This is a genomic window from Pseudonocardia sp. CA-107938 (assembly GCF_050936315.1).
Taxonomy (GTDB): Bacteria; Actinomycetota; Actinomycetes; order Mycobacteriales; family Pseudonocardiaceae; genus Pseudonocardia.
In genome coordinates, this window is sequence record NZ_JBNJNA010000001.1 from 6,478,994 (window position 1) to 6,493,555 (window position 14,562).

The 14,562-nt window shown below is 73.1% G+C and carries 15 protein-coding genes; 1 reads left to right on the top strand and 14 read right to left on the bottom strand.

The genetic code is table 11. From position 1 onward, the window contains the following. Nucleotides 1-11: 11 nt before the first annotated feature. From ACQEVB_RS32025 to ACQEVB_RS32080, 12 genes are all read right to left on the bottom strand, one after another. Nucleotides 12-1,784, bottom strand: coding sequence for a chorismate-binding protein (locus ACQEVB_RS32025; protein ID WP_432979623.1), 1,773 nt, complete (start codon nucleotides 1,782-1,784; stop codon nucleotides 12-14). Next, nucleotides 1,781-3,214, bottom strand: a complete 1,434-nt coding sequence (gene der / locus ACQEVB_RS32030) for a ribosome biogenesis GTPase Der (protein ID WP_432979626.1) — start codon at nucleotides 3,212-3,214, stop codon at nucleotides 1,781-1,783. The genes ACQEVB_RS32025 and der overlap by 4 nt, the downstream gene beginning before the upstream one ends. Further along, a complete protein-coding gene (locus tag ACQEVB_RS32035; protein WP_432979629.1) occupies nucleotides 3,211-3,861 on the bottom strand; it encodes a lysophospholipid acyltransferase family protein in 651 nt (216 codons plus the stop codon). Before ACQEVB_RS32035 ends, der begins: the two co-directional genes overlap by 4 nt. Continuing rightward, complete coding sequence (cmk, locus tag ACQEVB_RS32040; RefSeq protein WP_432980698.1) at nucleotides 3,854-4,528, bottom strand: (d)CMP kinase; 675 nt, start codon at nucleotides 4,526-4,528, stop codon at nucleotides 3,854-3,856. The genes ACQEVB_RS32035 and cmk overlap by 8 nt, the downstream gene beginning before the upstream one ends. Before the next feature lie 93 nt (nucleotides 4,529-4,621). Further along, nucleotides 4,622-4,984 carry a chorismate mutase gene (aroH, locus tag ACQEVB_RS32045; protein ID WP_432979632.1) on the bottom strand — a complete coding sequence of 121 codons (363 nt, stop codon included), beginning with the start codon at nucleotides 4,982-4,984 and terminating at the stop codon, nucleotides 4,622-4,624. Continuing rightward, complete coding sequence (locus ACQEVB_RS32050) at nucleotides 4,981-5,757, bottom strand: pseudouridine synthase (RefSeq protein WP_432980701.1); 777 nt, start codon at nucleotides 5,755-5,757, stop codon at nucleotides 4,981-4,983. The genes aroH and ACQEVB_RS32050 overlap by 4 nt, the downstream gene beginning before the upstream one ends. A gap of 23 nt (nucleotides 5,758-5,780) precedes the next feature. After that, complete coding sequence (scpB, locus tag ACQEVB_RS32055; RefSeq protein WP_432979635.1) at nucleotides 5,781-6,449, bottom strand: SMC-Scp complex subunit ScpB; 669 nt, start codon at nucleotides 6,447-6,449, stop codon at nucleotides 5,781-5,783. Continuing rightward, entirely contained in the window at nucleotides 6,442-7,236 is a 795-nt protein-coding gene (locus ACQEVB_RS32060; RefSeq protein WP_432979638.1) for a segregation and condensation protein A, read from the bottom strand. The genes scpB and ACQEVB_RS32060 overlap by 8 nt, the downstream gene beginning before the upstream one ends. Further along, a complete protein-coding gene (locus ACQEVB_RS32065; RefSeq protein WP_432979641.1) occupies nucleotides 7,233-8,165 on the bottom strand; it encodes a ParA family protein in 933 nt (310 codons plus the stop codon). Before ACQEVB_RS32065 ends, ACQEVB_RS32060 begins: the two co-directional genes overlap by 4 nt. A gap of 174 nt (nucleotides 8,166-8,339) precedes the next feature. Next, complete coding sequence (gene xerD, locus ACQEVB_RS32070) at nucleotides 8,340-9,269, bottom strand: site-specific tyrosine recombinase XerD (RefSeq protein WP_432979644.1); 930 nt, start codon at nucleotides 9,267-9,269, stop codon at nucleotides 8,340-8,342. 13 nt (nucleotides 9,270-9,282) lie between these two features. Next, a complete protein-coding gene (locus ACQEVB_RS32075) occupies nucleotides 9,283-10,272 on the bottom strand; it encodes an LLM class F420-dependent oxidoreductase (protein WP_432980704.1) in 990 nt (329 codons plus the stop codon). Nucleotides 10,273-10,292: 20 nt separating this feature from the next. Then, on the bottom strand, nucleotides 10,293-11,183 hold the full coding sequence (locus ACQEVB_RS32080) for a DNA-3-methyladenine glycosylase family protein (RefSeq protein ID WP_432979646.1): 891 nt from the start codon (nucleotides 11,181-11,183) through the stop codon (nucleotides 10,293-10,295). Between the two features lie 82 nt (nucleotides 11,184-11,265). Here ACQEVB_RS32080 and ACQEVB_RS32085 point away from each other — a divergent pair, with 82 nt between their 5' ends. Next, entirely contained in the window at nucleotides 11,266-12,078 is an 813-nt protein-coding gene (locus ACQEVB_RS32085; protein ID WP_432979649.1) for a hypothetical protein, read from the top strand. 74 nt (nucleotides 12,079-12,152) lie between these two features. On the opposite strand, the gene ACQEVB_RS32090 is transcribed toward ACQEVB_RS32085, so the two are convergent. Both ACQEVB_RS32090 and ACQEVB_RS32095 read right to left on the bottom strand, forming a co-directional pair. Further along, nucleotides 12,153-12,776, bottom strand: coding sequence for an NUDIX domain-containing protein (locus ACQEVB_RS32090; protein WP_432979652.1), 624 nt, complete (start codon nucleotides 12,774-12,776; stop codon nucleotides 12,153-12,155). Further along, entirely contained in the window at nucleotides 12,776-14,485 is a 1,710-nt protein-coding gene (locus ACQEVB_RS32095) for a CTP synthase (RefSeq protein WP_432979655.1), read from the bottom strand. Before ACQEVB_RS32095 ends, ACQEVB_RS32090 begins: the two co-directional genes overlap by 1 nt. Nucleotides 14,486-14,562: the final 77 nt, after the last annotated feature.

Here is a 14,562-nt window from a genome sequence, read left to right on the forward strand (position 1 = left end):
GCTGGGCCCGTTCACACATGTCCGGACGTGTGTGAAGGGGCCCGGCGGTGTGTGAGGTGGGCGGTGCGCCAGCCGCGCAGGGAGTTGACCAGGGCGATCCGCTCCGCGCGCGCCAGATCCGCCGGCACCAGCACCCGCTCGGCCAGCACCCCGGCCCGCACGAGCACGCCGCGGGCGATGCCGGGGAGGCAGCCGCTGCCCAGCGGCGGGGTCCACCAGCGCCCGTCCAGCAGCACGGCGAGGTTGGCGACGCACGACTCGGTGAGCTCGCCGCGCTCGTTCACGAGCAGGACGTCGTCGGCGTCGGGGTGACGGGCCAGCCGCGTGTCGTAGGGCTCCCGGCGGCTGGTCTTGTGGTGCGGCCACGGCTCGCGGGAGTCCACCGGTTCGAGGTCGAGCGCGACCCGCGCCGGCGCGGGGACCGGTGCCGGTCCGAGCGTCACGTGGGCCGCGCCGTCGCGGTGCGCGGTGAGCCGCACCCGCGCGTCCTCCGCACGGCCGCGCACCGCGTCGACGACGGCCGCGCGGGCCTCCTCGACGTCGAACGGGAAGCCGAACCAGGCCGCGGAGTCGGCCATGCGCTGCAGGTGCAGGTCCAGGCGCAGCGGCCCGCGGCCGGCCTCGAACCGCAGCGTCTCGATCAGGTGCACGTCGACGGGCCGCGCCGTCAGGACCGCCGTCTTCGCGATGACCTCAGCGTGCTCGGCTGCCGGCTCCGAGCTCCACGTGATCCCGCCGCCGCTGCCGTACGTGGCGACACCGCGCTCCCGGTCGACGACGACCGTGCGGATCGCGACGCCGAACCGAGCACGCACCGGCGCGTCCGGCGGCCCGACGATCCCGACCGCGCCGCAGTACACGCCCCGCGGCGCGTCCTCCAGCTCGGCGATGATCCGCATGGTCGACGCCTTGGGTGCGCCGGTCACCGAGCCGCACGGGAACAGCGCCGCGAACACGTCCGCCAGCCCGATGCCGGGTCGCAGCCGCGCCTCGACGTCGGACGTCAGCTGGTGCACGGTCTCGTACTGCTCGGCCCGGAACAGCGCCGTCGCCCGCACGCTGCCGGTCCGCGCGATGCGCGCCAGGTCGTTGCGCACCAGGTCGACGATCATGACGTTCTCGGCGCGCTCCTTGCTGCTGGCCCGCAGTGCCGCGACGACGTCGGCGTCCTCGGCGCGGGTGCGGCCGCGCCGCGCGGTGCCCTTCATCGGACGCATCAGGACGTGGTCGCCGCGCAGCTCGAAGAAGAGCTCAGGGCTCGCCCCGGCGATCGTGAACCGGCCGGTGTCGAGGTAGGCGTGGTACGCCCCGCGCTGGGCGTGCGCGAGCCGCGCGTAGAGCGCCCGCAGGTCCTCGACGACGGGCGCGTCGAGCCGGGTGGTGAGGTTGACCTGGTAGGTGTCGCCGGCCGCGATGCGCTCCCGGACAGCGCGAACAGCCGCCGCGTGCTGCGCGGCGTCCCACTGCGGGGCCCACCGCCACGGCGGCCCGTCGGGCGGCAGGGCCACCGGTTCGGTCTCCACCGGTGCCGCGCCGACACCGAACCACGCGAGCGGCAGCCCGTCGACCGGCGGATGCGTGACCAGCGCCGGATCCAGCCCACCGGCCGCCTCGTACGCCACGAACCCGACGGCCCACTCCCCTGCCGCCGTCCGCCGCTCGACCTCGTCGAGCACCTCGCGCACCTCGTCCGGGCGCCACGCGACCAGCTCGTCGCGCGGCCCGGAGAACGCCAGCGCCCGGCCCGACCGCATGTCGTCGAGCCGCGCCCAGCCCGGGGTCACCGGGCCGCGCTGCGCGGCTTCTTCTCCCGGACCCGCACCGACACCCGGACCGGGCTCCCCGGGAATCCGAAGTCCTCGCGCAGCCGCCGCTCGATGAACCGCCGGTAGCCCGCCTCCAGGAAACCGGTGGTGAACAGCACGAACGTCGGCGGACGGGTGCGCACCTGCGTCGCGAAGAGGATCTTCGGCTGCTTCCCCCCGCGCACGGGCGGCGGGTTCGCCGCCACCACGTCACCGATCCACGAGTTGAGCACGCCGGTGGAGATGCGCCGGTCCCACGACTCCAGCGCCCGCCGCATGTACGGCGCGATCTTCTGCACGGACCGGCCGGTGAGAGCCGAGATGTTGACGTGCTCGGCCCACCGCACGCGGACGAAGTCGCGTTCCAGCTCCCGCTTCATCGCGAGGCGCCGGTCCTCGTCGACGAGGTCCCACTTGTTGAACACGATGACGAGTGCCCGCCCGGCCTCCTCGACCATCGTGATCACCCGCTGGTCCTGCTCGGAGACGGGCTCGCTGGCGTCGAGCAGCACCAGCGCCACCTCGGCCGCCTCGATCGCGGCCTGGGTGCGCAGGCTGGCGTAGTACTCCATGCCGGCCGCGTTCTTCACGCGCTTGCGCAGGCCCGCCGTGTCGACGAAGCGCCAGATCTCGCCGTCCAGGTCGACCAGCGAGTCGACGGGGTCGACGGTGGTGCCGGCGACGTCGTGCACCACCGAGCGCACCTCGCCGGCGACCCGGTTGAGCAGGCTCGACTTGCCGACGTTCGGCCGCCCGATCAGCGCCACCCGGCGCGGACCGCCGCCACCTGCACCGATGTCGTCGCGCGGCGACTCGGGGAGGATGTCCAGGATCGCGTCGAGCAGGTCGCCGGAGCCGCGGCCGTGCAGGCCGCTCACCGGGTGCGGCTCGCCCAGCCCGAGCCGCCACAGGTCCGCGACGTCGGACGTGAGCCGGTCGTCGTCGACCTTGGTGGCCACCAGCAGCACCGGCCGGTCCGAGCGCAGCAGCACCCGCGCCGCAGCCTCCTCGGTCGCGGTGGCGCCCACCGACGCGTCGACGACGAGCATGACGGCGTCGGCCGTGCGCATCGCGTACTCGGCCTGTGTCGCGACGGCCGCCTGCAGGCCGGTGGCGTCGGGCTCCCAGCCGCCGGTGTCGACGAGCACGAACCGGCGCCCGTTCCACAGCGCGTCGTACGAGACGCGGTCACGGGTGACGCCCGGGATGTCCTGCACCACCGCCTCACGCCGCCCGATCAGGCGGTTGACCAGCGTGGACTTGCCGACGTTCGGCCGGCCCACCACCGCCAGCACCGGTGCGGGAGGCAGCGCGTCGGCGCCCTCGCCCTCGATGTCGGCGCCGAACTCGTCGGGGTCGAGACCCAGCGCCGCCATCGCGGCCAGGTCGTCCTGCGGGGTGTCAGTCATGCCGTGCTCCGTCGTGTATCGAGTTCGCGGACCGTCGCAGCCAGCTCGGCGCGCACGGTCTCGGTGGCGGCGGCGAGCCCGGCCCGGCCGCCACCTGCAGGAATGCTGACCGGCTCGCCGACCAGCACGTCCACCCGGGGGCGGAAGCGCCGGCGCGACCCGTCCGGGCGGCGGGTGCCGCGGCACACCACCGGCACGACGGCCGCCCCGCTGGTGCGGGCCAACCAGGCCGCCCCCTGCTGGACGGCCGCCACGTCGCCGCTGCCGCGGGTGCCCTCCGGGAAGATCGCCACCAGGCCACCGCCCCGCAGCACGGCCACGGCCGTGGTGAGCGGGGTGCGGTCGGCCGTCCCGCGGCGGACCGGGAGCTGCCCGATCCGGGGCAGCACCCACCCCAGCGGACCGGTGAACATCTCCTGCTTCACCCAGAACACCGCGCGGCGCCGGAAAAGTCCGAACAGCAGCGGCCCGTCGATGAACGCGCTGTGGTTGGCGACGACCACCACCGGCCCGGCGGCGGGGATGCGCTCGCGGCCGTGCACGTGCAGCCGGTACACGACGAACCACATCCAGGTGCCGATCCAGCGGGCGAGGTCGTGCAGCCACGGCCACGCGCCGGGCGGCAGGTCGCGCGCGGGCTCACTCACAGAGCCCACGCTCCTTCACCAGCCGCACCAGCAGGTCCAGCACGGCGTCCGCCGACAGCTCGTCGGTGTCGACGACCAGCGCGTCCGGGGCGGCGTGCAGGGGCGAGGTCTTGCGGGTGGAGTCGAGGCGGTCGCGGCGCCGCACGTCGGCCAGCACGGCCGCCACGTCGACGTCCCGGCCGGCCTTGCGGTCCTGCGCACTGCGCCGCGCGGCTCGCACCTCCGCCGAGGCCGTCAGGTACACCTTCAGCGGGGCGTCCGGGACGACGACGCTGCCGATGTCGCGGCCCTCCACCACGATCCCGCCGGTCTCGCGGACGGCGGCCGCGATCAGCTCCCGCTGCCGGTCCACCAGCACCGCGCGCACGGCCGGCATCGCCGACACCGCGCTCACCGCCGCGGTGACCTCGGGCCCGCGGATCTCGGCGTTGACGTCCTCCCCGGCCAGCCGGATGCCGGGCGAGTCGGGGTCGGTGACGAGCTCCAGCTCACACGTCGTCGCGATCTCGACGACGGGTTCGACGGGCCCCTCCGGGTCGAGCCCGGCCCGCAGCACCGCCAAGGTCGCCGCCCGGTACATCGAGCCCGAGTCGAGGTAGCCGGCACCGCACTGCTTCGCCAGCCGCCGCGACACCGTCGACTTGCCGGTGCCCGCGGGTCCGTCCATCGCCACGACCCCGCGCAGCTCTCCGGTCACGCTGACGAACCCCTTCCACTGCCGCTTCCCGTCTCCCGTGAGCGACGAGAAACCAACACCACGCTACTGGGGCAGATCCGTGCGCAGCGCAGCGGCTCCGCGCAGGTAGACGTGCCGGACCTCGGCCCGCGACCGCGGCGTGTCGACATGCGCCAGCAGCCGCAGCACCCGCGGCATCGCCCCCGGCACCGCGATCTCGGCGGCGCACATCAGCGGCACGTCGGTGAGCCCGAGCAGCCGCGCGGCGTAGGCGGGGAACTCGGCCGTCAGGTCCGGGGTGGCGGTGAACAGGATCGAGACGATGTCGTCGGCCGCCAGCCCGTTGCGCTCCAGCACCGTCGTGACCAGCTCCGCGGCCCCGGAGAGGATCTCGTCGCGGGTGTCGCAGTCGATCTGGATGGCGCCCCGGACAGCGCGGATGGTCATAGCCCGACCGAGGTGTACAGCGAGCCGATCTCCACCTGGTCCAGCGGGCGGAACTTCCCCGGCCGCTGGTTGCCCAGCTTCACCTCGCCGATCGCGGTGCGCACGAGCCGCTGCACGGGATGGCCGACCTCGTCGAGCAGGCGGCGCACGATGTGCTTGCGGCCCTCGTGCAGCACCAGCTCCACCAGCGACTTGCCGCCCATCACGTCGACGACGCGGAACCCGTCCACCGACGCAGAGCCGTCCTCCAGCTCGATGCCCTCGCGCAGCCGCCGCCCCAGGTCCCGGGCCGGGGTGCCGATGACCTCCGCCAGGTAGGTCTTCTCCACCTCGTACGACGGGTGCATGAGCCGGTGCCCGAGGTCGCCGTCGTTCGTGAGCAGCAGCAGGCCCTCGGTGTCGGCGTCGAGCCGGCCGACGTGGAAGAGCCGGTTGCGGGCCCGCCCCTCGAACTCCGCCTCGACCAGCCCGCGCTCGACGACGAGGTCGCCGACGCACGGCCGGCCCTGGTCGTCCGACATCGCCGAGAGGATCCCGCGCGGCTTGTTCAACGCCAGGTAGACCAGGTCCTCGCGCAGCTGGATGCGGGCGCCGTCGACGTGCACGACGGCCGTCTCGGGGTTCACCCGCCGGCCCATCTCGCGGACGACCTTCCCGTTCACGGAGACCCGGCCGGCCGCGATCATCTCTTCGGCCGCTCTCCGGGACGCCACACCCGCCTGGGCCAGCACCTTCTGCAGCCGCACGCCGTCGGGATGAGCCGCGGTGTTCATCTCACTCATGTCCTTCTTCGATCTCACAACTCGTCGATCGCGTCGACGTCGGGGAGGAGCGGGGCGATCGGTGGCAGCTCGTCCAGACCGGACAGCCCCAGCCGCTCCAGGAACAGCTCGGTGGTGCGGAACAGCGTGCCCTGCGTGCTCGGGTCGGTCCCGGCCTCCTCGATCAGGCCACGCGTCAGCAGGGTGCGCAGCACCCCGTCGCAGTTCACGCCGCGCACGGCCGACACCCGCGCCCGGGTGACCGGCTGGCGGTACGCGACCACGGCGAGGGTCTCCAGCGCGGCGCGGGTCAGCTTGGCGCGCTGCCCGTCGAGCAGCAGCTTCTCCACGTACGGGGCGTGCACGTCCCGGGTGTAGAAGCGCCAGCCGCCGCCGACGTGGCGCAGGTCGAACCCCCGGCCCGCCTCGGTGTAGGCGCCCGCCATCCGTCGCAGCGCCGACCGGACCCGCGCGACCGGTTCGCCGAGCGCGGAGGCGAGGGTCTCGTCGTCGGTCGGGGCGTCGACGACGAGCAGCAGCGCCTCGAGGGCGGCCTCCAGGGCGGAGTCGTCGGCGAGGTCGCCGGCCAGTTCGCCGTCGAGCTCGCCGTCGAGCTCGGTCTCGAGCTCGGTCTCGAGTTCGTCGAGCTCGATCGAGGCTTCTGCGGGCGGAATCACGGGTGGAACTTCCAGATCGTCAGGCACGGCCGTCGGGGTAGCCCGTCCAGCGTACGGTCAGCTCGCCGAACGGTTCAGGCTGCTCCAGGTCGAGGCACTGCTCGCGGAACATCACCAGCACCGCGAGGAAGCGGGCGACCACCTCGATCGGGGCCACGCAGTCGGCCGTCAGCTCGGCGAAGCTCGCCTCCCCCAGCTCCTTCAGCCGCGCCTCGATGATCGCCGCGTGCTCGGGCACCGACACGTCGTGGGCGTGCAGGTGGTCGACGCGCACCTCGGGCGGCGGCTTCGGCCGGAACACCGACGCCGCCAGCTCCGCGAACGTCGCCGGATCGACGCCGAGCAGCACCTCCGGCAGCAGGGCGGAGAACCGCTCCTCCAGCGCGACCGACCGCGGGAAGCGCCGCGCCGCGGTGGCCTCCAGCTCGACGAACACCTCCGCCACCTGTTTGTACGCGCGGTACTGCAGCAGCCGCGCGAACAGGAGGTCGCGCGCCTCCAGCAGCGCGAGGTCCTCCTCGTCCTCCACCTCGGCCTGGGGCAGCAGCCGGGCCGCCTTCAGGTCCAGCAGGGTCGCCGCGACGACCAGGAACTGCGTGGTCTCCTCGAGCTCCGCGTCGTCGCCGAGGGCAGCGAGATGGGCGATGAAGTCGTCGGTGACCGTGTGCAGCGCCATCTCGGTGATGTCGAGCTCGTGCTTGCCGATCAGCTGCAGCAGCAGGTCGAACGGGCCGGTGAAGTTGTGCAGGCGGACGGTGAACCGCGGGCGGCCGTCCTCCACCTGACCGGGGAACTCCTCGGGGGCGATCGTCACCGCGCGAGGACCTCGCGGGCCAGCAGCCGGTACGACTCCGCTCCGTTGGACTGGGGCGCCCAGGTGGTGATCGGCTCGCCGGCCACGGTGGTCTCCGGGAACCGGACGGTCCGGTTGATCACGGCGTCGAACACGAGGTCGCCGAACGCCTCCTCGACGCGCTGGCGCACCTCGCGGGTGTGCAGCGTGCGCGGGTCGAACATCGTGGCGAGGATGCCGAGGATCGTCAGCTCGGGGTTGAGCCGGTCCTGCACCTTCTCGATGGTGTCCATCAGCAGCGCCACGCCGCGCAGTGAGAAGAACTCGCAGGCCAGCGGCACGAGCACGTGGTCGGCGCAGGCGAGCGCGTTGATGGTGAGCAGGCCGAGCGAGGGCTGGCAGTCGACGAGGACGATGTCGTAGTCGCCGAGGATCGGCTTGATCGCCCGGCCCAGCGCCTGCTCGCGGCCCACCTCGGTGACCAGCTGCACCTCGGCGGCGGACAGGTCGATGTTGCTGGGCAGCAGGTCCATGCCCTCGACGTTGGTCTGCCGGATGATCTCGCGGATGTCGGCGCCGCGCTCCATGAGGACGTTGTAGATCGTGGTCTCGAGCTCGTGCGCGGCCACGCCGAGGCCCACCGACAGCGCGCCCTGCGGGTCGAAGTCCACCAGCAGCACCTTGCGCCCGTACTCGGCCAGCGCGGCGCCCAGGTTGATGGTGGACGTGGTCTTGCCGACGCCACCCTTCTGGTTCGCCACGGCGATGACACGCGCGGGACCGTGCGAGGTGAGCGGCTCCGGTTCGGGAACCTTCAAGCGATGTCTCCCCATCGGCTCGGGTGCGCTGATGTCGTCGGCGACGTTCTCGACATCGGGATCGACATCGGGCTCGGCACCGTCCTCGGCGAAGCGCTCCGGGCGAGGGGCGAAGGGCCGCGGTGTGTCCATGCGGGCTCCCGGTCTGTCGCTGCCGACCCCACGGAGGGGCCGGTCACCGCAGGGTAGGAGGCGCTGCTCACGTGCAGCAACGCGCCCCGCCGTGTCGTGGCCGTTCTCTTCGACCGGAAGCGGCCGATTTTCCCGACGACGCTACCTCAGGGTAGCCGGGCCGTTGACAGCGGGTCACCTGCGTGCCGTCGCCCGCGGGTGGCTCGTGGCGTAGACCTCCCGCAGCGTGTCCACCGTCACGTGCGTGTAGATCTGCGTGGTGCTGACCGACGCGTGGCCGAGCAGCTCCTGCACGACGCGCACGTCGGCGCCGCCGGCGAGCAGGTGGGTGGCGAAGCAGTGCCGAAGGGTGTGCGGCGACACGGCCGCCGCGAGCCCCGCGTTGTCCGCCGCGGCCTGCAGGGCGTGCCACGCGCTCTGCCGGGTCAGGCGGCCGCCGCGGGCGTTGAGCAGCAGGGCGGACGACCCGGTGCCGCGGGCGGCCAGTTGGGGCCGGGCCCGCACCAGGTAGGCGTCGACCGCGGCCAGGGCCGGCCGCCCCACCGGCACGATGCGCTGCTTGCCGCCCTTGCCGCGCAGCAGCACCGTGCGTCCGTCGACGTCGAGGTCGTCGCGGTCGATGCCGACGGCCTCGGAGATCCGCGCCCCCGTCGAGTACAGCAGCTCCAGCAGCGCCCGGTCGCGCAACGGCACCGGGCCGGTGCCGATGCAGCCGGCGAGCAGCTGGTCGACGTCGTCGACGGTCAGGGCGCGCGGCAGCTTCGCCGGCAGGGCCGGCGGCGTGACCGCGCGGGCCACGTCGTCGGCCACCAGCCCGTCGCGTGCGGCGAAGCGGTGCAGACCGCGAACCGCGGCCAGTGCCCGCGCAGCCGACGACGCCGCGAGCGGCACCGCGCCCCCCGTTCCCGGGTTGCGCAGCGCCGTCACGAACCCCGACACGTCCGCCTCCCGGACCGCCCCGAGGTCGTCGATGCCGCACGCGTTGAGGTGCTCGACGTACCGGCGCAGGTCGCCGGTGTAGGAGCGCAGCGTGTTGGCCGCGCTCCCCTTCTCGACGGCGAGGTGGTGGAGGAACGCGTCGACAGCGGCGGCGGGCGTGGTCATGGCTCGGCTCGGTTCAGCTCAGCGCTGGGATGACCTCGCGCTCGAACAGCTCGATGCCGGACCGGTCGTACGCGGCCTCCGGGAAGTTGAGGATCGCGTAGGTCATGCCGGCGTCGCGCAGCTTCGTGAGGTTCTCGACGATCTGCTCCGGTGTGCCGTGGCAGGGCATGTTGCGGATCATCGAGCCCGTCCACTGGTCGGCGCTCTCCTGGCCGATGTACGGCACGAGCCGGGCGACGGTCTGCTGCAGCCGCTCCTCGACCTCGGCCTCCGTCGCGCCGATGGCGACGTTGTAGTTGGCCGAGCGGACGATCGCGTCGAAGTCGGTGCCGACGGTCTTGCAGTGCCCGGCCAGCACCTCCGACTTGTGCGTGAAGCCTTCGAGGGTGCCGTCGAAGTTGGTGTACTGCGCGTACTTCGCGGCGATCTTGAGGGTGACCTTCTCCCCGCCACCGGCGATCCAGAGCGGGATGCCGCCCTCCTGCAGCGGCTGCGGCTGCACGATCGCGCCGTCGACCTGGTAGTGCTTGCCGTCGAGCGACGCGACGCCGTCCGCCCACGCCTGGCGCATGATCTGCACGCCCTCGTCGAGCTGCTTGAGCCGCTCGGGGCCGGTCGGGAAGCCGTAGCCGTACGCGCGCCACTCGTGCTCGTACCAGCCCGCGCCGATGCCCATCTCGACGCGACCGCCGGAGACGATGTCGCAGGTGGCGGCCACCTTCGCGAGGTAGACCGGGTTGCGGTAGCCCATGCAGGTACACATCTGCCCGAGCCGCACCCGCTCGGTGACGGCGCCGAACGCGGCCATCAGCGACCACGCCTCGTGGGTGGCCTGGTCCGACGGCTTCGGCACGGTGTGGAAGTGGTCGTAGACCCAGATCGACTCCCACGGGCCGGCGTCGGCGGCCTGCGCGAGCCCCTTCATCGTCGCCCACTGCTCGGCGGGCTCGATGCCCACCAGGTCGTGCCGCCATCCCTGAGGTACGAAGATCCCGAAACGCATCGCGGTCATGGTGTTCGATGCTAACGGTGCCGGCCGGTCCCGCCCGTCCGACGCTCGCGATCGACACGCATCAGCAGCGCGATCCAGCTCCGGTACGGGCGCCACTCCTCAGCGACGGCCGCGAGCTCGGCCGACGTGGGATCGGACAAGCCGTACGCATGGCACATCTCGGCGTGCAGCCGCCGCTCGGCCGACGGGAAGACGTCGGGGTGCCCGGCGCCGCGCACCAGGATCAGCTCCGCGGAGAACGGCCCGACACCGGGCACCGTGCGCAGCCGGGCCAACGCCTCCTCGACGGGCAGCGCTCGCAGCTCGGCGGCGTCCAGCACGCCGTCGAGGGCTGCGTCGGCCACCTCCCGCAGCCGCTCCACCTTGACGTCCTGGACGCCCTCGGCGACCGCGGCGGCGACCAGTTCCTGCGGCGGCGGGAAGGCACGCACCTCCTGCCCGTCGACCTGCACGACGGCGCCGTGGCGCGCCACGATCCGCGCCTTGACGGCGGCCGCCTGGGTCATGCGGACCCGCTGCGACAGGATCGCCCACACCGCCGCCTCGTACGGCGAGGCGAAGCAGACCGGCCGCAGCCCCGGCCATCGACGCAACAGCCCCGCCACGACCGGATCCCGCTCACCGACAGCGGCCAACCCGCTCCCGTCGACGTCGAGGAAGAGCGACCGCGCGGCCTGTGCGACTGCGGCATCGCCTGCCCCCGGCCCGTACGTCTCGATCCGCACCCCGCCCGGGTGCTCGGTGACCGCCACCCCCGCCGGACGCCAGTCGTCCTCGACGGGGAAGGCGAGCCGCAGCGGCCCGTCGGCCGCAGCGTCCGGCAGCGCGGCCGGGGTGAACCCGACCCAGAACTCCTTCGCCGCGGCCAGGGAGAACGGGCCGTGAACAGCGATGTCGGGCATGGCGCGACGGTACGTCGGCACACCGACAGTTCCGCCTCACACGGCCGCGGTTCGGTCCACCAAGTGCGGTCGGGTCCCACTGATGCCGAGCAGCAACGCTCTGACGTCGACGTTCCGCGGGTCGGCCATGCGGGCGATGCAGGGCTACCCTCGTGGAGCAAGCCCCGCCACTCCGCAGCAGCTGAAGGGGCATCGTCTGATGAATCCCACGTCCCAGGTCCGAGACGACGAAGCGTTCGCTCGCGACGACGCGGGCGATCTGCGCGACACCGCCGCTGCGGAACGCGACTGTGACGCGGATCGGCGCGATGCGCGGGCCACGTCGCGCGACGAGGACGCTGGCTCGTCCATCCACGACCTGGAACGTGACCTCGAGGCGCTCCACTCCCGGCTGCGTGAGCGGCTCGATCACGGCCAGGACGAGCTCGACGACGCTCTCGTCCTGGCCGGCCTCTCCCCGGCGGGTCGGCAGCGGTTGCGCGCGCACGCCACGCAGCAGCGGCGCCTCGCCGACGACGACCTCGCCGTTGCAGGTCGACTTCTCGAGCAGGCCCACGAGGTAGCCGGCCGCGCGATGCCCGACCGCTACGCGGCCGACCGGGATCGGCGCGATGCCCGTCGCGACCGTGTGCAGGCCGCGCAGGACGGGCACGCCGCCGCGTCCGATCGCCGCGCGTCCGCAGGCGATCGTGAGCAGTCCGACGTCGAGCGGCAACTGGTCAATGTCGCCGAGCCGGACGAGAGCGCCGTGCCGGCCGGCGCAGGCCACTCGAGCGGGTCACTGCCCGAGCGGGTGCGTCAGGCGCTCGCGAAGTCCCGTCGTCGCATCGACGACAGCCGCGCCCTGCTGATGCGCGAGATCACGACGGCACCCCGCGCCCCCAGACCGAGGTAGGCGTACACCGCTCGGTGACGGAGGACGGCCGTGCCACGCCGATGGTTCCTCGTGGATGTCGTGATGACCGTTCGTCAGCCCCGGCGCGCGTCGAACGCCGTGGGCCGGTCCGTCCACGGCGCGTCGACAGGGCGGCCGCCTGCCGGGGACCCGGCGACCGCGTGCGCGGCGAGCAGCCCGGCGACGGCGGCGGCGTTGACGATCGTGCCGGCGAGCACCATGCGCACCGCCACCGACAGCGACACCCAGCGGGTGGTGAGGTCGGCCTCTTCGTCGTCGGCGCCGGTGTCGACGCGGTCCGACTCGGTGAGGTCGCGGGCGAGGAACACGCGCACGGACTCGTCGGAGAAGCCGCCCGACGGCACGATGTCGACCAGCACCGACCACTCCTGCGCGGTCAGCCCGGCCTCCTCCGCCAGCTCGCGCCGCGCCGCCTCGACGGGTTCCTCCGTCGCGTGGTCGAGCAGCCCGGCCGGCAGTTCCCACAGCCGCCGGCGGACGGCGTGCCGGTACTGGTGGATGAGCATGACGCGGTCGTCGGCGTCGAGCGCGAGGATCGCGACGGCCCCCGGGTGCTCGATGATCTCCCGCACGGCCGTGCCCCCGCCGGGCATGACGACCTCGTCGGCGCGCAGCGCCATCACGCGGCCCGTGTAGATCTCCTTCGAGGACGCGACCTCGAACTCGTGCCTGGCCATCAGCTGCCGGCTCCGTTCACGGTGACGCGCTCCCGGGCGGGCAGCTCGACGGGCAGCCGGCCGGCCGCCTGGTAGTCCAGCGCCGCCTTGACGAACGCCGCGAACAGCGGGTGCGGCCGGGTGGGACGGCTCTTCAGCTCGGGGTGGGCCTGGGTGCCGACGAAGAACGGGTGCACCTCGGTGGGCAGCTCGACGAACTCGACGAGCTTCCCGTCGGGCGAGGTGCCGCCGAAGACGAGCCCCGCCTCCTCCAGCCGCCCGCGGTAGGCGTTGTTGACCTCGTAGCGGTGCCGGTGGCGCTCGGAGACCTCACGGCTGCCGTACGCGGCGGCCACGACCGACCCGGCCGCGAGCGAGGCGGGGTACGCGCCGAGGCGCATCGTGCCGCCCATGTCGCGTTCGCCGGCGACGACGTCGCGCTGGTCGGCCATCGTGGAGATCACCGGGTGCGGGGTGCGCTCGTCGAACTCGGCGGAGTTGGCGCCCTCCAGCCCGGCGAGCGAGCGCGCGACCTCGATGACCATGCACTGCAGGCCGAGGCAGAGCCCGAGCGCCGGGATGCCGCGGGTGCGGGCGTGCCGCACCGCGCCGAGCTTGCCCTCGATCCCGCGCACGCCGAAGCCGCCGGGGATCAGCACGCCGTCGACGTCCGCGAGTGCGGCCGCGGCACCGGCCGGGGTGCGGCACTCGTCCGACGGCACCCACACGATCTCGACGCGCGCCCGGTGCGCGAACCCGCCGGCCCGCAGCGCCTCGGTGACCGAGAGGTACGCGTCGGGCAGGTCGACGTACTTGCCGACGAGCGCGATCCGGGTCGTCTCCTCGGGCTGGTGGACCCGGTCGAGGAGGGTGCCCCAGACCGACCAGTCGACGTCGCGGAAGGGCAGGCCGAGCCGGCGCACCACGTACGCGTCGAGCCCCTCGCTGTGCAGCACGCGCGGGATGTCGTAGATGGACGGCGCGTCCGGCGCGGCGACGACGCCGTCGGTGTCGACGTCGCACATGAGGCTGATCTTGCGCTTCATCGGCTCCGGGATGTCCCGGTCGGCGCGCAGGACGAGGCCGTCGGGCTGGATGCCGATGTTGCGCAGCGCCGCGACGGAGTGCTGCGTCGGCTTCGTCTTCAGCTCCCCCGACGGCGCCAGGTACGGCACCAGCGAGACGTGCAGGAAGAAGCAGTTGTCGCGGCCCACGTCGTGGCGGACCTGCCGCACGGCCTCCAGGAACGGCAGCGACTCGATGTCGCCGACCGTGCCGCCCACCTCGGTGATGACGACGTCGGGCACGACACCGTCCGGACCGGGCTCGGCCATCGCGAGGATGCGGTCCTTGATCTCGTTGGTGATGTGCGGGATGACCTGGACGGTGTCGCCGAGGTACTCGCCGCGGCGCTCCTTGGCGATCACCTGCGAGTACACCTGGCCGGTGGTGACGTTGGCCCGCCCGGTGAGGTCGCGGTCGAGGAACCGCTCGTAGTGACCGATGTCGAGATCGGTCTCGGCACCGTCCTCGGTGACGAACACCTCGCCGTGCTGGAAGGGGTTCATCGTGCCCGGATCCACGTTCAGGTAGGGATCCAGCTTCTGCATGATGACCCGCAGTCCGCGGGAGGTGAGCAGGCGACCGAGGCTCGAAGCCGTCAGGCCCTTACCCAGCGAGGACGCAACCCCGCCGGTGACGAAAAGATGACGCGTCGCGCGAGGCTGCACGGAGTTTCAGGGTACAGCGCCGCCCTGACCACCGGTCGGGCGACCCACACTGTGCACATCGCACTGTCACTCCGGGC